A 26,993-nucleotide genomic window follows, 5' to 3' on the forward strand; every position below is an offset into this window, starting at 1 on the left:
CTGTGGAAGTGTATACCACTGAAGAACAACAGGTTGAGGTCATCAAGAACTGGTGGAAAGAGAACGGCACCTCGGTGATCGCCGGGACCGTGATCGGTCTGGTCGGCCTCTTTGGCTGGCGCTACTACAACGAGATGCAGCAGAACAACCAGGAAGCCGCCTCCCAGGCTTACAACGAGATGACCGCCCAGCTCGCCAAGGGGGATGACGCCGCCCTGGAGCAGGCAAAGAGCTTCATTACCGCTCACAAGGGTGACGCCTATGCCGAGCTGGCCGCCTTGCAACTGGCCGCGGCCGCCGTCAAGGTGGGCAAGCTGGATTTGGCTGCCGAGCAGCTGACCCAGGTGGCCGCCAGTGGCGACGACAGCATCAAGCCCATCGCCGCCCTGCGTCTGGCCCGGGTCCTGAGCGATCAGGGCAAGGCAGACGAGGCCCTGGCCCAGCTTGGCAAGATCAACAACGACGCCTTCAAGGCCCAGGTGGCGGAAGTGCGCGGCGATATCCTGCAAAAGCAGGGCAAGGCTGAAGAAGCGCGCGATGCCTATCAAGCGGCGGCGGATGCCGGCGGCCTGCAGAGCAGCGCCGAACTCAAGCTGAAAATGGATGATCTGGCGCTGCCAGCCGTCACTGCGGGCGAGGCTCCGGATGCGTAATCTGTACAAGCGAATGGCGCTGGGGGTGGCTGTCTCCTTCGCCTTGCAGGGCTGCTCCCTGTTCAGTTCGGAAGAAGATCTCAACCCCATGGCACCCCTGCCCAAGGTCGAGTCCGCGTTCACTGCCGATACTGCATGGTCCTCCTCGGTTGGGGATGGCATCGGCAACTTCTACTCCCAGCTCAAGCCGGTGGTGGAAGAGGACCGTATCTATGCAGCGGCCCGCGATGGCGATGTGACCGCCTTCGAGCGCGAGAGCGGCAAGGAGCTGTGGAGCGTGGATCTGGCAGATCTGCCCATCAACGCCGACAAGCGCAGTGCCCGTCTCTCCGGTGGCCTGGTCTCCCGCTACGGCAAGCTGTTCCTCGGGTCCGAAAACGGGGTGGTCTACGCCCTGAACGAGGCCAACGGTGAAGTGCTGTGGCAGACCACGGTGCCGGGTGAAGTGGTGGCGAGCCCCGCCGTTGAGGATGGCCGCGTGGTGGTGCTGACCACCTCCGGTCGCCTGGTGGCGCTCGATACCGACGAGGGCAAACTGCAGTGGACCCTGTCCGAAGAGCAGCCGCCCCTGACCCTGCGCAGTGCCGGCGCCCCCATCATCACCAACGGTGCCGTCATCTATGGCCGCGCCGATGGCAAGGTGGGCATCGCCCTGCTGAGCAACGGCCAGCCTGTGCGTCAATCCAAGGTGGCTGACCCGCGCGGCGCCACCGAACTGGATCGGATGGTGGACGTCGATGCCAGCCCGCTGATTGCCGGTGATGAGCTCTACGCCATCGCCTACAACGGCCAGTTGATGGCGCGCAAGCTGATGAGCGGCGACGAAGTGTGGAAACGCAAGTATTCCGGTTATCGCGACATGGCGGTGACCGGCAATGCCATCGTGCTGACCGACAGCCGCAGCCATCTGTTTGCGGTCGATCGTCGCAACGGTCTCGAGCTGTGGTCCAACACCCAGCTGGAAAACCGCACCGTGACCGCCCCCGTCATCCTGGGTGACTATGTGGTGGTCGGCGATGTGGAAGGTTACCTGTATTGGCTGGACCGTACCGACGGGACCATCAAGGCCATGCAGCAGCTCGACAGCAGTGGTCTCTATGCCGCTCCGCTGGTGGAGGGTGACACCCTGTATGTGCAGAGCCGTGACGGCAAGTTGTACGCCCTCAAGCGTCCTTGATCGTCCGATAATGTGAATATCCGGCTCCTGGTCTTCGGACCCGGAGCCTTTGTCGTCTTGAGAATGAGGCTTTTATGACTCCTGTAGTTGCCCTGGTGGGCCGCCCCAACGTGGGGAAATCCACCCTGTTTAACCGCCTGACCCGTACCCGGGATGCCCTGGTTGCCGACTTCCCCGGCCTGACCCGGGACCGCAAATATGGCCAGGCGAAGCTGGGCGAGCTGGAATTTATCGTGGTCGATACCGGCGGTATCGATGGCACCGAGGAGGGGATCGAGCTGAAGATGGCCGAGCAGTCCCTGCTGGCCATCGAAGAGGCCGATGTGGTGCTCTTCATGGTGGATGCGCGCGCCGGTCTGACTGCGGCGGATCAGGCCATCGCCGAGCACCTGCGCAAGACCCACAAGAAGGTGTTTCTGGTGGCCAACAAGACCGACGGCATCGACGGCGATTCCGCGGTGTCCGAGTTCTACGGTCTGGCCCTGGGCGAGGTCTACCAGATGGCGGCCGCCCACGGCCGTGGCGTACTGAGCCTGCTGGAGCTGGCCCTGGCCCCTCACCTCGAGACCCTGGTCGGCTCTGCCACCGAGGCACAAGAGGAAGAAGAGCTGGAGGAGTTCGACGAAGAGGCCCTGCTGCGCATGGTGGCTGCCGGTGAGCTCGACACCCGGGAAGACACCAAGGAGACGCCGTTCGCCGACCTGCCCATCAAGTTCGCCATCGTCGGTCGTCCCAACGTCGGCAAGTCGACCCTGACCAACCGCATGCTGGGTGAAGATCGGGTCATCGTCTACGACATGCCGGGTACCACCCGCGACTCCGTCTACATCCCCATGGAGCGCGACGATCAGAAATACGTGGTCATCGACACCGCCGGCGTGCGTCGCCGTGGCAAGGTGCACGAGACGGTGGAGAAGTTCTCCGTCATCAAGACGCTCAAGGCGATTGAAGATGCCAACGTCTGCCTGCTGGTCATTGACGCCCGGGAGACCATCACCGATCAGGACTTGAGCATCCTCGGCTTCGTGCTCAACAGCGGCCGCTCCGTGGTACTGGTGGTCAACAAGTGGGACGGCCTGGATCAGAAGGTGAAAGAGGACGTCAAGAACGAGCTGGACAGACGTCTGGGCTTCATCGACTTCGCCCGGGTGCACTTCATCTCCGCCCTGCACGGCAGCGGCGTCGGTCACCTGTTCGAATCCATCAACGAGGCTTACGAGTCCGCGACTCGCCGTACCAGCACCGCCATGCTGACCCGCATCATGCAAATGGCCCAGGAAGATCACCAGCCGCCCATGGTGAATGGTCGCCGGGTCAAGCTGAAGTATGCCCACGCCGGTGGCTACAACCCGCCGCGCATCGTGATCCACGGCAACCAGTTGAACGACCTGCCGGACTCCTACAAGCGCTACCTCATCAACTACTTCCGCAAGTCGTTGAAGATCATGGGGACCCCGATCCGGGTGGAGTTCCAGGAGTCGGTCAACCCGTTCGAGGGCAAGAAGAACACCCTGACCCTGAGCCAGGAGCGCCAGCGCAAGCGCCTGCTCAAGGCCAAAGCGAAGAAATAAAGCCCTGCGGCTGCCCTTACCGGCAGCCGTTTTTCTTGGTGGCCCTCTTCAGGGCAGACAAACCGGGGGAGGGGCTGCAAGTGACGCCGGTGTACAGTGACGTAAAGAGGAGTCGAGAAGAGAATGAACACGCTGACCTGCCCTGCCTGTCAGGGCGAACTGGACAGCCGCAGCCGCGAGACGACGTGTGGCCAGTGTCAGGCCCGTTATCGCATCCGGGCCCTGTGTCCTGCCTGCGGGCAGGAGCTGGAACGGCTTCGGGCTTGCGGCGCGGTGGATTATTTTTGCAACCACTGCAACACCCTGGTCTCCAAGCGCACCGTTCTGTTTGAAGCGCAGCCTGACCAGGCATAAAAAAACCCGGCTGATGCCGGGTTTATACTGTGTGCTCCGCTATCAGCAGCGTGAAGGAGCGGTTTCTGTGCCAGATCTTGCGTTTCATGTCGGCCAGCTTGAGCTTGCGTCTCGGGCTCCAGGCACATTTGGTTTTTCGGGCCAACATGGCTCTTCTGCGTGCTCGCATCCTGTTCTCCTCCCTGGTCTTGCGTGGGGCCGAAAGGGCCCTTGGCAGGAACTGCAACGCAATGAATACATTGCAATAAGTTCGCTCCAGCGCCCTTCGTATACCCAAGGATGGTAACAGAGAACAGGGCAGGAAAACACACCCCCCGGCGAGGCTAGGGGGTGATGATCTGTTTGACCACTTCGGCGATGATGGCCGGACGCTGCGCCGGCACGTCCGGCTCGCTGCTGTCGTCCTCGTCCAGCTCCTCCCGACGATGGGCCTTCTGCTGTTCGTTGTCGAGCCAGAGCAGGCTCTGGTAGTACTGGCGCACGTTGTTGACATAGTTGCGCGCCTCGCCGCCACGGGCATAGCCATAGCGTACCTTGCGATGCCAGCGTGACTGCTGCAACAGGGGCAGCACCTCTTTCACGTCGCTCCAGGCGTCCGGGTTCTTGCCCAGCTCCTTGGTCAGGCGGCGGGCATCCATCATGTGGCCGTAGCCGATGTTGTAGGCGGTGAGGGCAAACCACACTTTCTCGTCCGCCGGGACCGAGTCGGGCACCTTCGCCATCATCTCCTGCAGGTAGCGGGCGCCCCCCTTGATGCTCTCTTCCGGGTGGGTGCGATCGTTTACCCCCATCGCCTTGGCGGTCGGACCGGTGAGCATCATCATGCCGCGCACCCCGGTGTAGGAGCGTGCCTGGGGATCCCAGTGGGATTCCTGATAGCTGATGGCGGCCAGCAGCCGCCAGTCGATATCCTTGGCGTGGGTCTGGAACAGCGCCTGGTACTTGGGCAGCAGGCTCTTGGCCCGTTGCAGGAAGGTACGGGTGTCGACGAAGTCGAAGTTCTGCACGTGGCCGAAGTACTTCTCGTCGAGCTTGGCGATGGCGCCATCCATGAAGCGCTGACCGAAGAAGTCGATGATGCTGGCGTAGAGGCTGTCGTCGGGCAGCTTGGTCATGGCCCAGGCCACGGTCTGCTTGCTGGCGAGGGTCAAGCCTTCGGTGAGTTCGGGGTAGTAGCGCTGGGTACGGGCCAGTATGGTGTCCTGCACCACCGTGTAGTCCACCTTGCCGTCGGCCACCTGCTTGAGCAGCTCCTCCACGTCCGCATCCCGATTGGTGCTCCACTTCAGGTTGGGGTACTGCTTGGCCAGCTCCTTCATCAGGTCCTCGCCGGTGGAGCCCGCCGGCACCACTATGCTGCCCTTGATGTCACCGAGGTTCTTGGGCCTGGGGGAGCCGTTGCGATAGACCAGCTTGGGGGAGACCTGGTAGAAGCCTGGGCCGAAGCGGAACAGCTTGCGCCGCTCCGGGGTCACGACGATGGCGGCGGCGGCGAGATCCAGCTTGCCCTTTTGCAGTTGCTCGACCAGCTCGGCGGTGCTGTAGGCCGGTACTATGGTCAGCTTGACCCCCAGCCAGTCGGCGTAAAGCTGCGCCAGCTCGTAGTCGAACCCCAGTGCGGTGTCGTCACGCTGGTAATAAGAAGTGGGGCCGTAGAGGGTGCCAACCCGGATCTCGCCTCGCTGGCGGATCTGCTCCAGTTGGCTGGAGGGGTGGTAGAAGTCGCAACCGGCCAGGGCCAGCGTCAACATCATCCCGATGAACAGTCGAAAAATGCAGCGCAAGTAGGTGAGTACCCTTGTTGAAAAAATCGGCATTTGTCAAAAAAGAGGCACCTTTATACCAGAGAGTATGAAGGGAGTCACACCGCGCGAGATGAGAAAAACGTTTGTTCAGGATGGGCCTGATCCCTATAATACGCGCGTCTCAAATCCCCCCACACTCTAAAACTTGGTGAGAAAGGTATATGGAAATCTTGCGTGGTGCCCCAGCACTGTCTGAGTTTCGTGTCCACAAGCTGCTGCAGAGCTGCGCACAGAGAGGAGTAGAGATAGCAAGCGTCTATGCGGAATACGTGCATTTTGCCGAGCTGACGAGCCCGCTGTCGCCCCCCGAGCGAGCGACCTTGGGCCAGCTTCTGCGCTACGGCCCGACCATCCCGGAACACACCCCCAGCGGTCAGCTGTTCCTCGTTACCCCCCGCCCCGGCACTATCTCCCCCTGGTCTTCCAAAGCAACCGACATCGCCCACAACTGCGGCCTGAAACAGGTCAAGCGGCTGGAGCGCGGCATTGCCTATTACGTGCAGGCCAAGGGTGAGCTGAGCGTGGCCCAGCGCAGCGAGATCGCGGCCCTGCTGCACGATCGCATGATGGAAGTGGTCTTTGCCGAGATGAACGAGGCCGCCGCCCTGTTTGCTCACCACGAGCCGCGCCCCTTTACCCAGGTAGATGTGCTGGGTGGTGGTCGCGCCGCCCTGGAAGAGGCCAACGTGACCCTGGGTCTGGCCCTGGCCGATGACGAAATAGATTACCTGGTGACCAACTTCACCCGGCTGGGTCGCAATCCCAACGACATCGAGCTCTACATGTTTGCCCAGGCGAACTCCGAGCACTGCCGCCACAAGATCTTCAACGCCGACTGGACCATAGACGGCGAGCAGCAGCCCAAGTCGCTGTTCAAGATGATCAAGAACACCTTCGAGCAGACGCCGGATCATGTCCTGTCTGCCTACAAAGACAACGCCGCGGTGATGGAAGGCAGCCAGGGTGGCCGCTTCTTCCCGAGCCCCGCCAACGGTGAGTACCAGTATCACCAGGAGCGCGTCGACATCCTGATGAAGGTGGAGACCCACAACCACCCGACCGCCATCTCTCCCTTCCCGGGTGCCGCCACCGGCTCCGGCGGCGAAATCCGCGATGAGGGTGCGACAGGCCGTGGCGCCAAACCCAAGGCGGGCCTGGTGGGCTTCTCCGTCTCCAACCTGCGCATCCCCGGTTTCGAGCAGCCCTGGGAGCAGGACTTCGGCAAGCCGAGCCGCATCGTCAGCGCCTTTGACATCATGCAGGAAGGGCCCCTTGGCGGCGCCGCCTTCAACAACGAATTTGGTCGCCCTGCCATCCTGGGTTACTTCCGTACCTTCGAAGAGCAGGTGCCGAGCCACAACGGCGTCGAGGTGCGCGGCTACCACAAGCCCATCATGCTGGCGGGCGGCATCGGCAACATCCGCAGCGAGCACGTCCAGAAAGGGGAGATCCCGGTGGGGGCGGCCCTCATCGTGCTGGGTGGTCCGGCCATGAACATCGGCCTGGGTGGCGGCGCAGCCTCCTCCATGGCGTCCGGTCAGTCTGCCGAAGATCTCGACTTCGCCTCCGTGCAGCGTGACAACCCCGAGATGGAGCGTCGCTGCCAGGAAGTGATCGACCGCTGCTGGCAACTGGGGGACGACAACCCCATCGTCTTCATCCACGACGTGGGCGCCGGTGGTCTCTCCAACGCCATGCCGGAGCTGGTGAGTGACGGGGATCGCGGTGGTCGCTTCGACCTGCGTGCCATCCCGAACGACGAGCCGGGCATGAGCCCGCTGGAAGTCTGGTGCAACGAATCCCAGGAGCGCTATGTGCTGGCCGTGGCCCAGGACAAGCTGCCTCTGTTCAAGGCCCTGTGCGAGCGCGAACGCGCCCCCTATGCCGTCATCGGCACCGCCACCGAAGAGAAGCATCTCACTCTCTCTGATGATCACTTTGACAACCAGCCCATCGATCTGCCGCTGGACGTGCTGCTTGGCAAGGCGCCCAAGATGCACCGTGACGTGCAGAGCCTGCCCGCCCAGGGCAAGGCGCTGCAACTGGACGGCATCACCCTCAGCGACGCCGCAGAGCGCGTGCTGCGCCTGCCGACCGTGGCGGAGAAGTCCTTCCTCATCACCATCGGCGATCGCACCGTAACGGGCCTCGTCAACCGCGACCAGATGGTCGGCCCCTGGCAGATCCCGGTGGCTGACTGCGCCGTCACCGCCGCGACCTACGACAGCTACCACGGTGAAGCCATGTCCATGGGCGAGCGCACCCCGGTGGCGCTGCTCTCTCATGCCGCCTCCGCCCGCATGGCGGTGGCCGAGGCCTTGACCAACCTGGCACCGGCCAATATCGGCTCCCTCAAGCGGGTCAAGCTCTCCGCCAACTGGATGTCTGCCGCCGGCCACCCGGGGGAAGATGCGGGTCTCTACGAAGCCGTGAAAGCGGTGGGCGAAGAGCTCTGCCCGGCCCTTGGCATCACCATCCCGGTGGGCAAGGACTCCATGTCCATGAAGACCCGCTGGCAGCAGGACGGGGAGGAGCGCAGCGTCACCTCGCCGCTCTCCCTGCTCATCTCGGCGTTTGCCCGGGTCGAGGACGTGCGCAATACCGTGACGCCGCAACTGCGTACCGATCTCGGTGAGACCGACCTTATCCTCATCGACCTTGGCAACGGCAAGCAGCGCCTCGGCGCCTCCGCCCTGGCCCAGGTCTATCGCCAGCTTGGGCAAAGCGCCCCGGATCTGGACAACCCCGTCCAGCTCAAGGGCTTCTTCAACGCCATCCAGGCGCTGGTGGCGGATCGCAAGCTGATTGCCTACCACGACCGCTCCGACGGCGGCCTCTTCGTCACCCTGACCGAGATGGCGTTTGCCGGTCACTGCGGCCTCGACATCCAGCTCGATCGCGTGGGTGGCAACCTGCTGCCGGCCCTGTTCAACGAGGAGCTGGGGGCCGTCATCCAGGTTCGTCGCGAAGACAAGGAAGCGGTGCTGACCCTGCTGGCCGGTCACGGTCTGGCAGCCTGCTCCCACGTGCTGGGCACGGTGCGCGAAGACGACCTCATCCTGTTCCAGCGTGCCGGCAGCGAGGTTTATCGCGCCAGCCGCACCGCCCTTCGCACCCTCTGGGGCGAGACCAGCTGGCAGATGCAGCGCCTGCGGGACAACCCGGAGTGCGCCGATCAGGAGCATGCCACCCGCCAGGACGCCACCGATCCGGGTCTGCAGGCCAGGCTCACCTACAACCCGTCCGACGACGTGGCCGCGCCCTATATCGCTCGCGGGGTTTCTCCCCGTCTGGCGGTGCTGCGCGAGCAGGGGGTCAACTCCCACGTGGAGATGGCGGCCGCCTTTGACCGCGCCGGTTTTACTGCGGTGGACGTGCATATGAGCGACATCCTCGAGGGGCGCATCAAGCTGGAAGATTTCCAGACCCTGGTGGCCTGTGGCGGCTTCTCCTACGGCGACGTGCTGGGGGCGGGCGAAGGCTGGGCCAAGTCCATCCTGTTCAACGACAACGCCCGTGAGCAGTTCCAGCGCTTCTTCGAGCGCGGCGATACCCTCTCCCTGGGGGTGTGCAACGGTTGCCAGATGATGTCCAACCTGCGCGACCTCATCCCGGGGGCGGATCTCTGGCCGCGCTTCGTGCGCAACCGCTCCGAGCGTTTCGAGGCGCGCTTCAGCCTGGTGGAAGTGCAGGACTCCCCGTCCGCCTTCTTCGCCGGGATGGCGGGCTCCGTGATGCCGATTGCCGTCTCCCACGGGGAAGGGCGTGTGGAAGTGCGCGATGCCGCTCACCTGGCTGCGCTGCAACAGAGCGGTCTGGTGGGGCTGCGTTTCGTGGACAACCGCGGCAACGTCACCGTGCAATACCCGGCCAACCCCAACGGCTCCCCTGACGGTATCACCGCGGTGACCAGTGCGGACGGCCGCGCCACCATCATGATGCCGCACCCGGAGCGGGTGTTCCGCACCGTGGCCAACTCCTGGCACCCGGACAACTGGGGTGAGGATGGCGCCTGGATGCGCATGTTCAGAAACGCGAGAGTCCGTCTGGGCTAAGAGTCAGCAAGAAACCAAAAACCGGCCCTTGTGGCCGGTTTTTTTATGGGCGTGGATCTGAGAATAGGGAGGGCAGGAGGAGACGAGCACGATGGGGGCGAGGCCATCTTCAGCTCGCTGCTCCGCCAGCTGCTTGCTGGAGGATATGGGATGGATTGAGGGGAGGGATCTGGTATCGCCTGCCAGATAGGCAAGCCGGACCGGGCCTTGGCGGACATAAAAAAAACCGGCCATGGAGGCCGGTTTTGCTGTGTGAGCTGAACCTGAGGCTAGCGCAGCACCACGTGCTGGAAGCCCTGCACCAGGCTGATGACGGGCTGGGGGTAGATGCCGAGCAATACCACCAGAATGGCGGAGAGCAGCACCACCAGGCCCCCGGAGGAGAAGGCCCAGTCGGCCCTGGCATCGCGCAGTTGCATGCCGGGTTCACGCAGGTAGAGGGTGACCATGACCCGCAGGTAGTAGTAGAGCCCCAGGGCACTGCCGAGCACGATGGCGCCACTGAGCCACCACAGCTTGGCATCGACGGTGACGCCGATGAGGTAGAACTTGCCGATAAACCCCAGCGTCATGGGGATACCCGCGAGGGAGAGCATCATCACCGTCATCACCGCCGTCAGATAGGGGCGCTTCCAGAACAGACCGCGATAACTGTGCAGGGAGTCCGCATCCTTGCCGCGATAGGGGCTGGACATCATGCTGATGACGCCGAAGGCCCCCAGGCTGGTGAACAGGTACATCAGCAGGTAGACACCCGCCGCTTCCACCGGCATCTCGCCGAGGCGGCTTGCCACAATCACTGCCAGCAGATAGCCGAAGTGAGAGATGGAGGAGTAACCCATCATCCGCTTGATGTTGGTCTGGATCAGCGCCAGGAGGTTGCCGACCACGATGGAGATGACTGCCATGGCCGCCAGCAGCCAGTGGATCATGGGATCCGAGGTGGCGGGTACCGCCAGGTAGAAGCGCAGCAGCACGCAGAACACGGCTATCTTGCTCACGGTGGCGAGGAAGGTGGCCACCGGTGCCGGCGCCCCTTCATAGACGTCCGGGGTCCAGAGGTGGAAGGGGGCGAGGGACAGCTTGAACGCAAAGCCGACCAGCATCAGGCCAAAGCCCCCCATCAGCAGCGGATGGTGAGCCGGGCTCTGGGCCAGGGTCACACCGAGATCGCTGAAGCTCAGGCTTCCGGCCTGGGCGTAGAGCAGTGCCATGCCGAACAGCAGGAAGGCGGTGGCACTGGCGGAGAGCACCATGTACTTGATGCTGGCTTCCAGCGAGTGCCGCTCGCGATAGGCATACCCCACCAGACCGAACATGGGCAGGGTCAGCATCTCGATCCCGATGAAGAGCGAGGCGAGGTGACGGGAGGCCGCCAGTACCAGACCACCTGCGGTGGCGATGAGCAGCAGCAGGTAGAACTCTTCCCGGTTGTCCGGATAGCCCTTGAGCCAGGTGCGACCGAAGGTACAGGTGGCCAGGGCCCCGATGAGCACCAGCCCCATGTAGAAGACCGCGTAAGCGTCTACTTGCAGCAGGGGAGTGACCCCCTGATCCCCCTGGGCCATCACGATGGGCAGGGAGAAGAGCGCGAGGTTGAGGCCGATGATGGTGACCACGAAGGCGGTGTCGTCACAGCGCTTCCAGGCGATGGCCAGCATCAGGGCCACCATGGCCCCCGTGGTCAGCAACAGGGGCAGCAGGGCCAGCAGTTGAGAAACAGTAAACGTCATGACAGTGCTCCCGACATGGACAAGGAAGGCGAAAGAGAAAGCATCATTGCAGCGCCCCCGTGCCCGGCAGCGCGTACCAGTGCAGCACGCTCAGGAGGCTGCTGCTGGCGGTGTCGAGCACCGGCTGGGGATAGAGACCGAGCAGCACCAAGAGGCCGGCGATGGTCAGCATCATGGTCAGTTCCCGGGTATCCAGCCCCTTGAGCATGCTCTCCTCCCGGGGCGTCCCGAAGCAGGCCCGTTGCAGCATGATGAGGGAGTAGACCGAGGCCAGCACCAGCCCGAAGGTGGCGATGACGGTGATGACGGGGGCCACCTGGAAGCTGCCGATGAGGATCAGGAACTCGCCGACGAAGTTGCCGGTCCCCGGCATCCCGAGGGATGCGACGGAGAAGAACAGCATCACGCCGGGCAGGTAGCGCAGCCGTCCCCAGAGACCGCCCATCTGGCGCAGATCCCGGGTGTGCAGGCGCTCGTAGAGCTGGCCGCACAGGATGAAGAGGCCGGCGGCCGAGAGCCCGTGGGCAATCATCTGTACCACTGCCCCTTGCAGGGCGAGCTCGCTGCCGGAGTAAATGGCGATCATCACGAAGCCCATGTGGGAGATGCTGGTGTAGGCAACCAGCCGCTTGATATCGGTCTGGGCAAAGGCCAGCAGGGCGCCATAGACGATGCCGATGAGGCCGAGCACCATGGCGTAGGGGGCAAACTCGGCGGACGCCTCGGGGAAAAGCGGCAGAGTGAAGCGCAGCAGGCCGTAGGCCGCGGTTTTCAGCAAGATGCCCGCCAAGTCCACGGAGCCTGCGGTGGGCGCCTGGCTGTGGGCATCAGGGAGCCAGCCATGGAGCGGCACCAGGGGCATCTTGACCGCGAAGGCGATGAAGAAGCCCAGCATGAGCAGCCACTGTACCGTGCTGCTCATGGGGGTGTTGAGCAGTTCCTGATAGTTGAAGGTGAAGACACCGGTGGCGGCGTGGTGGGTCAGTACCAGGCCCAGGATGGCCACCAGCATGATGAGGCCACTCGCCTGGGTGTAGATGAAGAACTTGGTGGCGGCGTTGATGCGCGACTTGCCATCGGTGACCGAGTGGCCCCAGAGCGCGATCAGGAAGTACATCGGCACCAGCATCATCTCCCAGAAGAAGAAGAAGAGGAACAGATCCACCGCCATGAAGACGCCGAGCACGCCCCCCAGGATCAACAGCAGGTTGAGGTGGAAGAAGCCGATGCGCTGGACGATCTCCTTCCAGGAACAGAGGATGGCCAGCACGCCGATGAAGCTGGTGAGGATCACCATCAGGAGCGACAGCCCGTCCACGGCGAGGTGCAGGGAGATGCCGAAGCGGGGGATCCAGGGTTGTTGCCACTCGGCTGCCCAGACGGGGAGGCCGGGGTTGGCGAGGGTGAAGTCACCACCGAGCCAGATGGCGCTGGAGAGCACCAGACAGGCGCTCATGGAGGCGAGGGCCACCCAGCGGACAAACTGTCCGCCGAGCCGCTCCATCTGCCAGCAGAGCAAGCCGCCGATGAAGGGAATTAGCAAGATCCAGAGTAAGGTCACGATATCAGCTCTCATCTAGGTTCTAGTCGGGCAGGCGCTGAGCCTGCCACACAATATTGGGCTCATGGATCAGCCGAGCAGCAGCAGGGCCAGGATCAGGGCGGCGCCCATCCCCATGGAGGCTGCGTACCAGCGCAACTTGCCGGAGACGGTCCAGGCCAGCAGCTGATGCCCGCCCTGGGCCAGCACGGCGGGCAGGTTCATCATCCTGTCCAGCGGATCCTTGCCGAGCAGGCGAGTCGCCAGCAGGTAGGGCTTGACCCAAATCAGGTCATAAAGCCAGTCAAAGCCCCAGGCATTGAACCAGAGGGTGGACAGAGCCCGCCCCGGTGCACTCTCGGCGATCCCCTTCGCCAGGCGACGTTCGCCGAGGAAGAGGAAGGCGGCCAGCGCAATGCCTGCCACGGCGATGACGCCGGAGAGGATCTCGAGGCCATGGCGTCCCTCTTCGATGTGATCTCCCGGGCCGGCCGGCAGCACTCCTGCCAGCGGTGGCACGATGAGGGCGCCGACTCCGGTGGAGAGCACCAGCAGCACCAGCAGTGGCAAATGGTGGGCAAGGCCCTGTCCGGCGTGAGCCTGGGTCTGCTCCTTGCCGTGGAAGGCGATGAAGATGAGGCGGAAGGTGTAGAGGGAGGTGAGGAAGGCACCACCCAGACCGGCCCACAGCAGGGCGCTCTGGCCACTGGCCTGCACCTGCCAGAGGATGGCGTCTTTACTGTAGAAACCGGCGGTCACCAGTGGCAGCGCGGCCAGGGCCGAGCCCCCCACCAGGAAGCAGGCGTAGACCAGCGGCAGCGATTTGCGCAGGCCTCCCATCTTGAAGATGTTCTGCTCGTGGTGGGTCGCAACGATGACGGCCCCGGCGGAGAGGAACAAGAGCGCCTTGAAGAAGGCGTGGGTCATCAGGTGGAAGATGGCCCCTTCCCAGGCACCGACCCCCAGGGCCAGGAACATGTAGCCTATCTGGCTCATGGTGGAGTAAGCCAGGATCCGCTTGATGTCGGTCTGCACCAGGGCGGCAAAACCGGCCAGCACCAGGGTGATGGCACCGACCAGCGCCACCAGATGGAGGATCTCGGGAGCCAGCAGGAAGAGGCCGTGGGTGCGGGCGATGAGGTAGACACCGGCGGTCACCATGGTGGCCGCGTGGATCAGCGCCGAGACCGGGGTCGGGCCCGCCATGGCGTCCGCCAGCCAGGTCTGCAGCGGCAGCTGGGCGGATTTGCCGACCGCGCCGCCGAGCAGCATGAGGCAGGCGAACGACAGGGCAGGGGAGCCGTCGGCAAACATCGCAGGGGCTCGCACCAGCAGCTCGTGAATGTTGAGGGTGCCGAGCTCGCGATAGAGCACGAAGAGCCCGATGGCGAGGAAGACGTCGCCGACCCGGGTCACCACGAACGCCTTGAGGGCGGCGGCGCCGTTGTTGCGATCCTTGTAGTAGAAGCCGATCAGCAGGTAGCTGCACAGCCCCACTCCTTCCCAGCCCAGATAGACGAACAACAGGTCATCGGCCAGCACCAGGAACAGCATGCTGGCGATGAAGAGGTTGGTGTAGGTGAAGAAGCGTGAATACCCCTCTTCCCCGCGCATGTACCAGGAGGCGAACAGGTGGATGAAGAAGCCCACCCCGGTCACGACCCCCAGCATGGTCAGCGACAGCCCGTCCAGGGAGAGACGGAAGGCGGGCTGGAACTCGCCCACCGTCATCCACTGCCACAGGGTCTGGGTATAGACGCCGCCTTCCGGCATGGTATTGAGAAAATCGATGCCGACCCACAGGGTAGTGAGGGCCGAGAGACCGATGCTGCCGACACCGATGAGCGCCGAGGTGCGCTCGCCGAGACGGCCGAGGGAGAAGGCCAGCAGCAGCCATCCCAGCAGCGGGAACAGGAAAGTCAGATATAGGAGGCTCATCCGCGCATCTCGCTCACAGTGTCCACGTTCAGGGTGTGGTAACGACGATAGAGCAGCAGTAACAGGGCGAGGCCGATACTGGCCTCCGCTGCCGCCAGAGAAATCACCAGTATGTACATGATCTGGCCGTCAGCCTGGGCCCAGCGGCTACCCGCCACCACGAATGCCAGGGCGGACGCGTTCATCATGATTTCGATACTCATGAGGATAAACAACAGGTTGCGGCGTATCAGCAGGCCGCACAGGCCGATGGCAAACAAAATGGCCGCCAGCAGGAGGCCGTGCTCCATGGGAATTCCACTCATCGCCATGCTCCTTGTGCTTGCTGGATGGAAAGGGGGCAGGCTGCCGGCAGCGAGCCATGCCTCACCACGGGGATGTCGCTCATTGCTGACCTCCTTCCTGTGTGGTGCGAGGCACGGAGAGCACTTCCCCGCTCTTGTCCTCGCGGCCCAGGTGATAGGCGGTGACCAGACCCGCCAGCAGCAGGATGGAGGCGAGCTCCACCGCCAGCACATAGGGGCCGAACAGGGCGATACCGACTTCCTTGGCGCTGACCTCGGTCAGACCCAGTTCACCGCCGGTCACGCCGAGAATGCCGTGGGCCAGAAAGCCCAGCAAAATGAGGGAGAGCAGGGCCGGGCCACCCCAGGTCATGGGGGTGAGCCACTTCTTCTCCTGATCCTGGGCGCTCCCCAGGTTCAGCATCATCACCACGAACACGAACAGCACCATGATGGCGCCGGCGTAGACGATCACCTGCAGGGCCCCCGCAAAGGCGGCGCCCAGGCAGAAGAAGATCATGGCCACGGCGATGAGGGAGATGATGAGATTGAGCAGCGCATGCATGGGGTTGCTGGTGCTGATCACCCGCAGCGTGCTGTAAACGGCGACCAGGGCCGCGACATAGAATGCCAGTTCCATGATTGACTCCTAGGGCAGCAGGCTCTTGACATCGATGGGCTTGGCTTCGTTCTCGGCATCCCCTTTGGGTTTGCCGTCGATGGCCATCCCGCTCATGCGGTAGAAGTTGTAGTCCGGGTATTTGCCGGGGCCGCTTATCAGCAGATCTTCCTTCTCGTACACCAGATCCTGGCGACGATACTCCCCCATCTCGAAATCCGGCGTCAGCTGGATGGCGGTGGTGGGGCAGGCCTCCTCGCACAGGCCGCAGAAGATGCAACGGGAGAAGTTGATGCGAAAGAACTCCGGGTACCAGCGGCCATCTTCCCGCTCCGACTTCTGCAAGGAGATGCAACCGACCGGGCAGGCAACAGCACACAGGTTGCACGCCACGCAGCGTTCGTCGCCATCGGGATCCCGGGTCAGTACGATGCGACCGCGAAAACGGGGGGCGGCGTAGACCGGCTGCTCCGGGTAGCTCAGGGTTTCACGGGGGCGCCAGGCATGGGAGAAGACCATCCCAAGACTGCGCAACTGGGTGCCAACACCCTTGATAATGCTCGTAATTTTCATAGGTGCCTCACTGCACATTTATCAGCACTGGCGTCTGGGCGTTTCCTTGCCGCAGACGGCCGAATCATCGTCATGTCCATCTCGTTTTGCTCACGCATTCATCAGCACCACGGCAGCGGTGACCAGCATGTTGAGCAGGGTCAGGGGCAGGCACACTTTCCAGCCAAAGGACATCACCTGGTCGAAGCGCGGGCGGGGCAGGGAGGCCCGCAGCAGGATGAAGAACACCATGAAACAGGCGGTCTTCAGGGCGAACCAGATGAAGGGCGGCAGCCAGGGGCCGTGCCAGCCACCGAAGAAGAGGGTCACGATGAGGGAAGAGATCAGCACGATGCCGATGTACTCCCCCACGAAGAAGAGACCCCACTTCATACCCGCGTACTCGATGTGATAGCCGTCGGCGAGCTCCTGCTCGGCCTCCGGCTGGTCAAACGGGTGGCGGTGGGTGACGGCGACCCCGGCAAACAGGAAGGTGACGAAGCCCAGGATCTGGGGGATCACGTTCCACATGCCGGCCTGGGCCTCGACGATGTCACGCAGGTTGAAGCTGCCAGTCTGGATGACGATGCCCATGAGCGAGAGGCCAAGGAACACCTCGTAGGAGAGGGTCTGGGCCGAGGCGCGCAGGCTGCCGAGCAGGGAGTACTTGTTGTTGCTCGACCAGCCGGCGAACAGCACGGCATAGACCGCCAGCCCGGCGATCGCCAGGATATAGAGCAGCCCCACGTTGAGATCCGCCACGCCCCAGGTGGGGGTGATGGGCACCACCGCAAACGCCAGGATGAAGGCGGTAAAGGCGATGATGGGGGCCAGCACGAAGATCCGGCGATCCGCAAAGGGCGGGATCCAGTCCTCCTTGAAGAACATCTTGACCATGTCAGCCGCCAGTTGCAGCAGGCCGAAGGGGCCAACCCGGTTGGGGCCGTAACGGTCCTGCCACAGTGCCAGCAGGCGGCGCTCGATGAAGCTCATGAAGGCGCCAGCCCCCACGATCCCCACGAGCACGACCAGGGCCTTGCCGACCTCGATCAGCAGATCCATCAGAGAGTCGCTCATGCGATGACCTCCTGCAGGTTATCGATCAGGGCGTGGTGCAGGGCGGTCGGCAGGCCGTTCACCCCGAGTGGCAACCCTGCCAGGCCCGGAGCCAGCGCATCGCTCAGGCGCAGACGCAGGCGCCAGTGGTTGCCACCCCAGGAGACGGCCACCAGCGCGTCAGGGGACAGTGCCAGGCGCGCGGCATCCGCCGGGTTCAGTACCAGGGTGGGTTCCCCCATGCGAGCCTGGATGACCGGGCTTCTGGCGGAGAGCTCCTCGCCACCGAACAGCTGGTCATAGCTCACCACCTGCAGGGATGCGGCGGGCTGGAAGGGAGCCGGGATGGCACCAAACCAGCCCAGGTTGCCTTCGCCCGGCTCCAGCAGGCGGCGACCGGGATCCCCGGCACGCAGGTTGCCACCCACCTCGTCCTGGAACTTGTTCCAGGCGGAGGGGGAGTTCCAGCCCGGCGCCCAGGCAAACGGTACCTGGGAGAGGGGCTGGCGGGCACCGGCGTAGCCTTCCATGGAGAAGGCGAACGGCGAATCGGGATCCTGGGCGACTCTGGGCTCGCTCACGTTCTGGTTCGCCAGCATGGAGGTGCGACCACTGTAGCGGTGCGGCTCCCGGGCGAGCTTCATGCCGCGAATGCGCAGGCCGGCGTTGGGTGCAGCTTCACCCATGGTGGTGAGCAGCGGGGCGCTGGCGGCGCAATCGCGACTCACATCGTCGAAGGTGTTCCAGCGAACCGAACGCGGTTGCTGGCTCCCTTGCAGGGCATCCAGCCAGCGCCAGCCCTCGCGCACCTGGATATCGGCGTTGTAGAAGGCGGGAGCATAGACCTGGAAGAAGCGCTGGGCGCGGCCTTCCATGTTGACCAGGGTGCCATCGCCTTCGGCAAAACTGGCGGCAGGCAGCACCAGATCCGCCTTCTTCGCGGTGGCCGTCTCCTGATGGTCGATGACCAGCAGGTGTTGCAGGCGATCCAGGGCGGCGTCCACCCGGCTGCGGGGGGCTCGGCGGTAGAGGTCGTTCTCAAGAACGACCAGGGCAAGCCTCTCTTCCCCTTCCATGCGCTCGAGGGCTGCCTCCAGCGGGGCGGCATGCCGGGCCAGCATGGCCAGTCCCAGGCTGTTGGCTTCCTGAGCCACCAGGGCAAGCTCCGCGGCCTGGCCACGGCCCTTGAGGGCGCGGGCGATGTTGCTGGCCGCTTCGATCAGCGCCTGGCTGCGGGCACCATTGCCTGCGATGATGAGGGGCTTTTTGGCGTTGCCAAGCAGGTCGGCCCATTGGGCGGCGAGGGCCTGCTGTTCGGGGGAGAGATCCGTTGGTGCCGGTGCACTGGCATCCAGCAGGTGGGCGATGGCAAACCCGAGGCGCGCCTGATCCGCGTGGGGGGCGTGCAGGGTGCTGCTCGCCACGTCATCCAGTCGAGTGCTGTCTAGGCTGGTGATCAGCAGCGGGTAGCGTTCGTTCTGGGCCAGGGTCTGCACGGCGGCGACCTGCCAGAGATCCACCTTCAGCTTGCGGGCAATTTCGCGCCCCTTGCCTTTCACCGCCTGGCGCAGGGCCAGGGCGATGCGGGCGGCGGTCTGGGTGACATCTTCCCCGAGCACCAGCACGGCGTCGGCTTCTTCCATGTCGCGCAGGCTGGGAGTGCGCACGCCGCCGTGCTCCAGAATGTCCAGCATCTTCTGCAGGCATTCCCATTCGCTCTGCTCGACCCCGGAGTAGAAGTTGGCGGCCCCCACCAGTTCGCGCAGGGCGAAGTTGCTCTCCAAGGAGGCGCGGGGTGAGCCGATGCCGATGACGCCGCTGGCGGTGCGCAGCGCATCCGCCGCCCGGTTCAGGGCACCATCCACCGTGATGGCCAGCTTGTCACTGCCATCCTGCAGCAGGGGCTGGCGCGGGCGGTCGGTCAGATTGACGTGACCGTAGCCGAAGCGGCCGCGATCGCAGAGGAAATAGTGGTTCAGGGCGCCGTGGAAACGGTTCTCGATGCGGCGCAGCTCGCCGTAGCGCTCACCCGGGCTGATGTTGCAGCCGACCGAGCACCCCTGGCAGATGCTGGGGGCGAACTGCATGTCCCACTTGCGGTTGTAACGCTCGGAGTGGGTCTTGTCGGTGAAGACGCCGGTGGGACAGACCTCCACCAGGTTGCCGGAGAATTCGCTCTCCAGGGTGCCATCCTCGACCCGGCCGAAGTAGACGTTGTCATGGGCGCCATAGACCCCGAGATCCTCGCCACCGGCGTAATCCTTGTAATAGCGCACGCAGCGGTAGCAGGCGATGCAGCGGTTCATCTCGTGGTTGATGAAGGGGCCCAGATCCTGATTCTGGTGGGTGCGCTTGGTGAAACGGTAGCGGCGGCTGTTGTGGCCCGTCATCACCGTCATGTCCTGCAGGTGGCAGGCACCACCCTCTTCGCACACCGGGCAGTCGTGGGGGTGGTTGGTCATCTGCCACTCCACCACCGTCTTGCGAAACTCCTTCGCCTCTTCATCCTCGATGGAGATATAGGTGCCATCGGTGGAGGGGGTCATGCAGGACATGACCAGGCGGCCGCGCTTGTCGTCGGCATTCTGATACTGTTTGACCGCGCACTGGCGGCAGGCGCCGACGCTACCGAGCGCCGGGTGCCAGCAAAAATAGGGGACGTCCAGACCCAGCGACAGACAGGCTTGCAGCAGGTTGTCTGCCCCGTCTACCTCGTACTCTTTACCGTCTACATGAATGGTTGCCATACAACTTCCCTGAAACCTGTTTTATGAAATCGGCTATTGCCCGATGCGTCCTGGCGCTTACCAGCGCTCGCCCAGCAGGTTGGGCTGGATACCCTTGAACAGCTTGTGATTGTCATGGGGGGCCTTGACCCCGGCCTCGAACTCGGACCGGAAATACTTCATCGCACTGCCAAGGGGCTCGACGGCGCCGGGGGCATGGGCACAGAAGGTCTTGCCCGGGCCCAGGAAACTGACCAGCTGTTCCAGGGTCGCGAGATCCTCGGGTTGGCCCTCGCCCCGCTCCAGCGCCCGCAGGATCTTGACGCTCCAGGGCAGGCCGTCGCGGCAGGGGGTGCACCAGCCGCAGGATTCGCGGGCAAAGAACTCCTCCATGTTGCGCAGCAGGGAGACCATGTTGATGCTGTCATCCACCGCCATGGCAAGGCCCGTACCCATGCGGGTGCCCACCTTGCCGATGCCGCCAGCGTACATCTGGGCATCCAGGTGCTCGGGCAGCAGGAAGCCGGTGCCGGCGCCGCCCGGTTGCCAGGTTTTCAGGCGATAGCCGGGCTTCATGCCACCGGCGTAGTTTTCGAACAGCTCGCGGGCGGTGATGCCAAAGGGCAGCTCCCACAGGCCGGGATTGTTGACCTTGCCGGAAAAGCCCATCAGCTTGGTGCCGTGATCTTCCGAACCCGGCAGTGCCAGCCCCTGATACCAGGCCACACCGTTGCCGATGATGGCGGGGACGTTGCACAGGGTTTCGACGTTGTTGACGCAGGTGGGCTTGCCCCAGACGCCGGAGACGGCGGGGAAGGGGGGTTTGGCCCGCGGGTTGGCGCGCCGTCCTTCCAGGGAGTTGATGAGGGCCGTCTCTTCGCCGCAGATGTAGCGACCTGCGCCGGTGTGGACGAACAGCTCGAAGTCAAAGCCCGAGCCCAGGATGTTCTTGCCAAGGAACCCCGCGGCCTTGGCCTCTTCCACGGCGCGGCGCAGGTGTATGGCGGCATCCACGTACTCGCCGCGCAGGAAGATGTAGCCGCGATAGGCCTTGAGAGCACGTGCACTGATGATCATCCCCTCGATCAGCAGGTGGGGCAGCTGCTCCATCAGCATGCGGTCTTTGTAGGTATTGGGCTCCATCTCGTCGGCGTTGCAGAGCAAGTAACGGATGTTCATGCTCTCGTCTTTGGGCATCAGTCCCCACTTCACGCCGGTGGAGAAACCGGCGCCACCGCGTCCCTTGAGGCCGGCATCCTTGACGGTGCTGACGATGTCATCCGGGCTCATCTGGCCAAGGGCCTTGCGGGCGGCCTCATAGCCCTGTTTTGCCTGATACTCTTCGAGCCACACCGGCTGGCCATCGTCCCGCAGGCGCCAGGTGAGAGGGTGAGTCTCGGCGGTGCGGGGGATGCGATTGGCGGTGCCGAGGGAGGCAAGCGTCTTGCCTGGCTGAATGCTCATGGGTAAGCCTCCAGGGTTTTCAGCAGGCTGACGGCATCGAGTCCGCCATAGGTATCGTCATCGATCATGATGGCCGGCCCCTTGTCGCAGTTGCCGAGGCAACAGACGGGCAACAGGGTGAAGCGGCCATCCGGGGAGGTCTGACCGGGGGCCAGATTGACGACCTCTTTCAGACCGGCAAGCAACTGCTCGTGGCCGTTGATGTAGCAGACCATGCTGTCGCAGACGCGGATGATGTGACGACCCACCGGCTGGCGGAAGATCTGGCTGTAGAAGGTGGCGACCCCTTCCACGTCGCTGGCGGGGATGCCGAGCTCGGCGCCGATGGCGTGAATGGCGCCGTCAGGCACCCAGCCACGGGCCTGTTGCACTATCTTGAGCGCTTCGATGCTGGCTGCACGGGGATCTTCGTAGTGGTGTTTCTCGTGTTCGATGGCATCGCGCTCAGCCTGGCTCAGGACGAAATCTCCCTGCTGGCTGCTGCATGCCCCTTGCCCTTGTGGGGTCTGGTTATTGTGACACTGACATTGGCTCATGACTTGACCTTTTGTGGCTTGTCCCTTTACTGCGCGTCTTGCCCTTCGCCCCGGCTGCCGGAGCGAGAGGACTCAACGATCCACATCTGACATAACGAAATCGATACTGCCCAGGTAGACGATAAGATCCGACACCATCTGGCCGCGGATCACCGAGGGGATCTGCTGCAGGTGGGCAAAGCTCGGGGTGCGGATCCGGGTCCGGTAGCTCATGGTGGATCCGTCGCTGGTCAGGTAATAGCTGTTGACCCCCTTGGTCGCCTCTATCATCTGGAAGGACTCGGCGGCCGGCATGACAGGCCCCCAGGAGACTTGCAGGAAGTGGGTGATCAGGGTTTCGATGTCCTGCAGGGTGCGCTCTTTGGGCGGTGGCGTGGTGAGCGGGTGATCCGCCTTGAAGGGGCCCTCAGGCATGTTTTTCATGCACTGCTCGATAATGGACAGGCTCTGGCGGATCTCCTCGATGCGTACGGTGGCGCGGTCGTAGGCGTCCCCGTTGCTGCCCACCGGCACCTCGAACTCGAACTGATCGTAACCGGAATAGGGGCGCCATTTGCGCACGTCAAAGTTGAGCCCCGTGGCCCGCAGACCACCCCCCGTGGTGCCCCAGGCCAGGGCCTGGGCCGTGTTGTAGGCGGCGACGCCGATGGTGCGGCCCCGCAGTATGCTGTTGCGCATGGCCGCCTTTTCATACTCCATCAACCGCTTGGGCAGCCAGCTCAACAGGTTGTCCTGGATGAGGCGGGTCCAGCCGGCAGGCAGATCGTGGGCCACGCCGCCGATGCGGAACCAGGCCGGGTGCATGCGGGCTCCGGTGATGGCCTCGATGATGGTGTAGATCTTCTGGCGGTCCGTGAAGGTGAAGAAGACCGGGGTCATGGCCCCCACGTCCTGAATGTAGGTGCCAAGGAACAGCAGATGGCTCTGGATGCGGAACAGCTCCGCCATCATCACCCGGATCATGTCGACCCGCGCCGGCACCTTGATGCCGGCCAGCTTCTCGACCGCCAGCACATAGGGCAGGTTGTTCATCACGCCGCCCAGGTATTCGACCCGGTCGGTGTAGGGGATGTAGCTGTGCCAGGACTGGCGCTCGCCCATCTTCTCGGCGCCGCGGTGGTGATAGCCGATGTCGGGCACGCAGTCTCGGATCTCTTCCCCGTCGAGTTGCAGCACCAGGCGGAAGGCGCCGTGGGCGGAGGGGTGGTTCGGCCCGAGGTTCAGGAACATGTAGTCCTCGTTCTCGTTGCCGCGGGCCATGCCCCACTCTTCCGGCTTGAACAGCAGGTTGTCCTGCTCCTGATCTTGCTTGACCGCATCGAGCATGAAGGGATCAAACTCGGTGGCGCGCGCCGGGTAGTCCTTGCGCAGGGGGTGCCCTTGCCAGCTCTTGGGCATCATGATGCGGGTCAGATGGGGGTGGCCATCGAAGGTGATCCCCATCAGATCCCACACTTCCCGCTCGTACCAGTTGGCGTTGGGGAAGTGGCGGCTGACGGTGGGCAGATGGAGATCACTCTCCTTGAGCGCCACCTTCAGCATCACGTCGGCGTTACGGTCGATGGAGATGAGGTGATAGAAGACGGTAAAGTCGCTCTCTGGCAGGCCGTGGCGATGGCTGCGCATCCGTTCGTCGGTGGCGCTGAGATCGAACAGCATCACGAAGGGGGAGGGCAGCTTTTGCAAGAAGCTCATCACGTCCAGCAGCAGATCCCGGGAGAGCCAGATGACCGGCACGCCGGTACGGGTGCTCTGCACGGTGAAGCGCTCGGCACCGAAGTGGGCGAACAGCTCGCCGACCACCTGGGCATCGGCGTGATCGGCGGTTTGCCACTGGGCCATGGTGTAATTGCTTGGGAATTCTCGAGTCAGTTTCATGATCAGATCTCATCCGGCGTGCGCAGGTTGGTCACGTTGATCCGCTCGCCGCGCTTGCGTTCCTTCTCGGATTGCATCTGGGGACGGTAGATCCCCTGATCCCCCACCACCCAGGAGAGGGGGCGGCGTTCCTTGCCGATGGACTCCTGCAGCAGCATCAGGGCTTGCAGGAAGGCCTCGGGGCGGGGCGGGCAGCCCGGAATGTAGACATCGACCGGCAGGAACTTGTCCACCCCCTGTACCACGGAGTAGATGTCATACATGCCGCCGGAGTTGGCGCAGGCCCCCATGGAGATGACCCACTTGGGCTCGAGCAACTGCTCATAGAGCCGCTGGATGACAGGGGCCATCTTGATGAAGGGGGTGCCGGCAATCACCATGAAGTCGGCCTGACGGGGGGAGGCTCGTATGACCTCAGCGCCGAAGCGAGCCACGTCGTGGGGAGAGGTGAAGGCGGTACACATCTCCACGTAGCAGCAGGAAATGCCGAAGTTGTAGGGCCAGAGGGAGTTCTTGCGGCCCCAGTTGACGGTGTCTTGCAGCACCTCTTCGAGGCGCCCGATCATGATGCCGCGGGTCGCTTGCTGCGCCAGTGGATCATCGACGGTCTGGCGCTGTTCCTGGGGGTAGCGCTCAACGGGCGCATCCGGGTCAATCCGGGTCAGGGTGTACTTCATGGTGCAACCTCAAAGAGATAATCGGTAGTTCAGTCTGGTTTCTTGTCAGTCAGGACACGCTTTTTCGGGGCCCAGTCGAGGGCACCAATGCGCCACAGGTAGAGGAGGCCTACCAGCAGCAGGGTGATGAAGATGGTGGCTTCGATGAAGCCGACCCAGCCGCTCTCCCGAACGGAGACGGACCAGGCAAAGAGATAGAGGGCTTCGACATCGAAGATGACGAAGAACATGGCGACCAGGTAGAACTTGGCGGAGAAGCGCAGGCGGGCGTTGCCGACGGAATCCACCCCGGATTCGAAGGGTTTGTTCTTGGCACGGCCATAGGCGCGTCCCCCCAGCAAGGCCGCCAGGCCTATCATGGTCAAGCAGATACAGATGGCGCCAATGACATAGACAGCAAAAGCCCAGTGCTGGACGGCAATATCAGCAAACATATAGGTTTTTCCCTAACCAAATTAATCATGTGACTTAACAATGACGTTACGTAGTATGCCACTTTCGTACTGATTTACATGTCATTTCAAAGGATTAATTATTAATCAACGGGATGAAAATTGTGTTTTGCTAGCGGGGTCAACTTTCTCGTTTGAGAATTGTTTTCAATCGTTTTTATGTAGCAGAAAAAAACCGGATAGTTTGAAAATCCGGTGGATGGCAGGAAACAAAAGACCCCGCATGGCGGGGTCTGTTTCAGGGTTGGAGAACGGGGAGGCTCTGCTCTGCCGCCTTGCCCTGGGAGAGCACGATCTCCACCCGGCGGTTGGCCTGGCGGTGAGCCGGGGTATCGTTTGGATAACGGGGTTGGGTATCCGCCACCCCCTGGGCGATCAGCCGTCGTGAATCCAGCTTGGGGTTGGTCAGCAGGGTGTGGGTGATGGTGGCCGCCCGCAGCACCGACAGCTCCCAGTTGTTGCGATAGAGCTCCACCGGCGCCTGGGAGTTGTCGGTGTGACCGGTGACCACCACCATGCCGGGGATGTCCGCCAGCACGTCCGAGACCTTGTTGACCAGGGGAATGAACTGGGGCTGCAAGAAGGCGGAGTCGGCGGGGAACAAGGTCTTTTCGCCGATGCGGATGACCAACTGGCTGCCAAGCTGCTCCACCTCGATCTCCTTGGACTCGATTTGGCTCTTGAGCTGCTGATCCAGCTTCTGCTTGGTGACCGTGACCCAATCCTGCTCCTTGGTCTTGTGGGGCCAGGACTCCGTGGCCGTAGGTTTCTCCGAGGAGCCGATGGTCTCGTTGAAAGGGTCGGCCGCCGCTGCGGGCGTCTGGGTATCCAGCACCTGCTCTTTCTGGGAGGTATTGGGGGTGGTCTTGGACTCGGGTTCCAGTATGCCAGTGCCCCCCTGCATCACGGGGGAGCCGGCGGGAAGGGAAACCAGCCCTATCTTGCCAAGAGATTCGATAAAGCCCTGAATGAGCACGCGAGTCTCCGACTGCTTGGCCATGGCGAAGGAGTAGAGCACCACGAACAGGGCGAACAGCAGTGTCATGAAGTCGGCGTAGGAGACCAGCCAGCGTTCGTGGTTCTCCGGCGCCTCAGCCTTTTTCTTTTTCGCCACTGTGGCCTCCGAGGTAAGGCTCAAGGGTCACTTGCAGCCGTTGCTGTGACTCGCCGTCCACGATGCAGAGGATGCCGGTGAGGGTCATCTCCTTGTAGTGGCGGATCTGATGGGCAAACGACTTGTAGCGGTTGCCGAAGGGCAGGAAGATGAGGTTGGCGGCCGACACCCCGTAGATGGTGGCGATAAAGGCCACCGCGATGGCGCCCCCCAGCTTGTCGGGGGCATCCAGCAGGCCCATGGCGTGAATGAGGCCAAATACGGCCCCGACGATCCCCATGGTCGGGCAGTAGCCCCCCATGGCCTCGTAGAATTTGACGGTCTGTTCGATATCTTCCTGCTCGAACTCGATCTCGTTTTCCAGTACCTCGTGGATTTTGGTCTTCTCGTAGCCATCGACCATCATCTGTACCCCTTTTTGCAGGAAGGGATCCTTGATGTCGTCGATCATGCCCTCCAGTGCCAGCATGCCACTGCGCCGTGCATTGCCCGCCAGGGTTTCAAGCAGTTGGGCCTGCTCCAGCATGTCGAGGCGCAGGGGAGTGATGAGCCACTTGAAGCGCTTGAGGGTTTTACCAACCACGGAGAAAGGAAACTGGGTCAGTGCGGCACCGACGGTACCGCCGATCACGATGAGAAAGGCGGGCAGATCGAGCAGGGCGCTGGGGTGCCCCCCTTCTATCATGTTGCCACCCAGAATGGCTGCCAGGGCCAGCAGCAAGCCAATAAGACTCATTTGTCCATATCCCTATGCGATGTGTGAGGCTAGTGTAGCCATTTAACTATCAGTTTTTCAAAACGATATCCAA

At 63.1% G+C, this 26,993-nt stretch carries 22 protein-coding genes; 5 read left to right on the forward strand and 17 right to left on the reverse strand.

Features of this window, described 5'->3' with window-relative positions:
* Window positions 1-2: 2 nt before the first annotated feature.
* The 4 genes from H7R73_RS10020 to H7R73_RS10035 all read left to right on the forward strand — a co-directional run bounded on the left by H7R73_RS10020 (window position 3) and on the right by H7R73_RS10035 (window position 3,755).
* A complete protein-coding gene (locus tag H7R73_RS10020; RefSeq protein ID WP_103260278.1) occupies window positions 3-653 on the forward strand; it encodes a YfgM family protein in 651 nt (216 codons plus the stop codon).
* Window positions 646-1,830, forward strand: a complete 1,185-nt coding sequence (gene bamB / locus H7R73_RS10025; RefSeq protein ID WP_039038719.1) for an outer membrane protein assembly factor BamB — start codon at window positions 646-648, stop codon at window positions 1,828-1,830. The genes H7R73_RS10020 and bamB overlap by 8 nt, the downstream gene beginning before the upstream one ends.
* A gap of 74 nt (window positions 1,831-1,904) precedes the next feature.
* Window positions 1,905-3,401, forward strand: a complete 1,497-nt coding sequence (der, locus tag H7R73_RS10030; RefSeq protein WP_010675045.1) for a ribosome biogenesis GTPase Der — start codon at window positions 1,905-1,907, stop codon at window positions 3,399-3,401.
* A gap of 123 nt (window positions 3,402-3,524) precedes the next feature.
* Window positions 3,525-3,755 (forward strand): zinc ribbon domain-containing protein, encoded by a 231-nt coding sequence (locus H7R73_RS10035; RefSeq protein WP_042016649.1) that lies wholly within the window; start codon window positions 3,525-3,527, stop codon window positions 3,753-3,755.
* A 22-nt stretch (window positions 3,756-3,777) separates the two neighbouring features.
* Here the strand turns inward: H7R73_RS10035 and H7R73_RS24390 are convergent, their stop codons facing one another.
* Both H7R73_RS24390 and mltF read right to left on the reverse strand, forming a co-directional pair.
* Window positions 3,778-3,903: a hypothetical protein gene (locus H7R73_RS24390; protein ID WP_267893442.1), complete on the reverse strand. Its 126-nt coding sequence runs from the start codon at window positions 3,901-3,903 to the stop codon at window positions 3,778-3,780.
* A gap of 175 nt (window positions 3,904-4,078) precedes the next feature.
* Window positions 4,079-5,572, reverse strand: a complete 1,494-nt coding sequence (gene mltF / locus H7R73_RS10040) for a membrane-bound lytic murein transglycosylase MltF (protein ID WP_029314683.1) — start codon at window positions 5,570-5,572, stop codon at window positions 4,079-4,081.
* Between the two features lie 149 nt (window positions 5,573-5,721).
* Here mltF and purL point away from each other — a divergent pair, with 149 nt between their 5' ends.
* Window positions 5,722-9,615 carry a phosphoribosylformylglycinamidine synthase gene (purL, locus tag H7R73_RS10045; RefSeq protein ID WP_103260277.1) on the forward strand — a complete coding sequence of 1,298 codons (3,894 nt, stop codon included), beginning with the start codon at window positions 5,722-5,724 and terminating at the stop codon, window positions 9,613-9,615.
* A 269-nt stretch (window positions 9,616-9,884) separates the two neighbouring features.
* Here the strand turns inward: purL and nuoN are convergent, their stop codons facing one another.
* The 15 genes from nuoN to H7R73_RS10120 all read right to left on the reverse strand — a co-directional run bounded on the left by nuoN (window position 9,885) and on the right by H7R73_RS10120 (window position 26,920).
* Window positions 9,885-11,348, reverse strand: a complete 1,464-nt coding sequence (gene nuoN / locus H7R73_RS10050) for an NADH-quinone oxidoreductase subunit NuoN (RefSeq protein ID WP_103260276.1) — start codon at window positions 11,346-11,348, stop codon at window positions 9,885-9,887.
* A gap of 43 nt (window positions 11,349-11,391) precedes the next feature.
* Window positions 11,392-12,909 (reverse strand): NADH-quinone oxidoreductase subunit M, encoded by a 1,518-nt coding sequence (gene nuoM / locus H7R73_RS10055; RefSeq protein WP_182951735.1) that lies wholly within the window; start codon window positions 12,907-12,909, stop codon window positions 11,392-11,394.
* Window positions 12,910-12,978: 69 nt separating this feature from the next.
* Window positions 12,979-14,826 (reverse strand): NADH-quinone oxidoreductase subunit L, encoded by a 1,848-nt coding sequence (gene nuoL / locus H7R73_RS10060; protein ID WP_103260275.1) that lies wholly within the window; start codon window positions 14,824-14,826, stop codon window positions 12,979-12,981.
* Entirely contained in the window at window positions 14,823-15,131 is a 309-nt protein-coding gene (gene nuoK / locus H7R73_RS10065; protein ID WP_010675036.1) for an NADH-quinone oxidoreductase subunit NuoK, read from the reverse strand. Before nuoK ends, nuoL begins: the two co-directional genes overlap by 4 nt.
* Before the next feature lie 79 nt (window positions 15,132-15,210).
* Window positions 15,211-15,750 (reverse strand): NADH-quinone oxidoreductase subunit J, encoded by a 540-nt coding sequence (gene nuoJ / locus H7R73_RS10070; protein ID WP_069651388.1) that lies wholly within the window; start codon window positions 15,748-15,750, stop codon window positions 15,211-15,213.
* A 9-nt stretch (window positions 15,751-15,759) separates the two neighbouring features.
* Window positions 15,760-16,302 (reverse strand): NADH-quinone oxidoreductase subunit NuoI, encoded by a 543-nt coding sequence (nuoI, locus tag H7R73_RS10075; protein ID WP_010675034.1) that lies wholly within the window; start codon window positions 16,300-16,302, stop codon window positions 15,760-15,762.
* Window positions 16,303-16,392: 90 nt separating this feature from the next.
* A complete protein-coding gene (gene nuoH / locus H7R73_RS10080) occupies window positions 16,393-17,358 on the reverse strand; it encodes an NADH-quinone oxidoreductase subunit NuoH (protein WP_010675033.1) in 966 nt (321 codons plus the stop codon).
* Window positions 17,355-20,084, reverse strand: a complete 2,730-nt coding sequence (gene nuoG / locus H7R73_RS10085; protein WP_103260274.1) for an NADH-quinone oxidoreductase subunit NuoG — start codon at window positions 20,082-20,084, stop codon at window positions 17,355-17,357. Before nuoG ends, nuoH begins: the two co-directional genes overlap by 4 nt.
* 57 nt (window positions 20,085-20,141) lie before the next feature.
* Complete coding sequence (gene nuoF, locus H7R73_RS10090; RefSeq protein WP_103260273.1) at window positions 20,142-21,527, reverse strand: NADH-quinone oxidoreductase subunit NuoF; 1,386 nt, start codon at window positions 21,525-21,527, stop codon at window positions 20,142-20,144.
* Window positions 21,524-22,063, reverse strand: a complete 540-nt coding sequence (nuoE, locus tag H7R73_RS10095; protein WP_010675030.1) for an NADH-quinone oxidoreductase subunit NuoE — start codon at window positions 22,061-22,063, stop codon at window positions 21,524-21,526. Before nuoE ends, nuoF begins: the two co-directional genes overlap by 4 nt.
* A 72-nt stretch (window positions 22,064-22,135) precedes the next feature.
* Window positions 22,136-23,941, reverse strand: a complete 1,806-nt coding sequence (nuoC, locus tag H7R73_RS10100; protein WP_182951687.1) for an NADH-quinone oxidoreductase subunit C/D — start codon at window positions 23,939-23,941, stop codon at window positions 22,136-22,138.
* Window positions 23,942-23,943: 2 nt separating this feature from the next.
* Window positions 23,944-24,618 (reverse strand): NuoB/complex I 20 kDa subunit family protein, encoded by a 675-nt coding sequence (locus tag H7R73_RS10105; RefSeq protein WP_010675028.1) that lies wholly within the window; start codon window positions 24,616-24,618, stop codon window positions 23,944-23,946.
* A 29-nt stretch (window positions 24,619-24,647) separates the two neighbouring features.
* Window positions 24,648-25,052 carry an NADH-quinone oxidoreductase subunit A gene (locus tag H7R73_RS10110; RefSeq protein WP_039038710.1) on the reverse strand — a complete coding sequence of 135 codons (405 nt, stop codon included), beginning with the start codon at window positions 25,050-25,052 and terminating at the stop codon, window positions 24,648-24,650.
* Between the two features lie 256 nt (window positions 25,053-25,308).
* Window positions 25,309-26,184 carry a flagellar motor protein MotB gene (locus H7R73_RS10115; RefSeq protein WP_010675026.1) on the reverse strand — a complete coding sequence of 292 codons (876 nt, stop codon included), beginning with the start codon at window positions 26,182-26,184 and terminating at the stop codon, window positions 25,309-25,311.
* Window positions 26,162-26,920: a flagellar motor protein gene (locus tag H7R73_RS10120; protein WP_039038709.1), complete on the reverse strand. Its 759-nt coding sequence runs from the start codon at window positions 26,918-26,920 to the stop codon at window positions 26,162-26,164. Before H7R73_RS10120 ends, H7R73_RS10115 begins: the two co-directional genes overlap by 23 nt.
* Window positions 26,921-26,993 lie beyond the last annotated feature (73 nt).

The organism is Aeromonas sp. WP2-W18-CRE-05, from assembly GCF_014168615.1.
Lineage (GTDB): Bacteria > Pseudomonadota > Gammaproteobacteria > Enterobacterales > Aeromonadaceae > Aeromonas > Aeromonas caviae.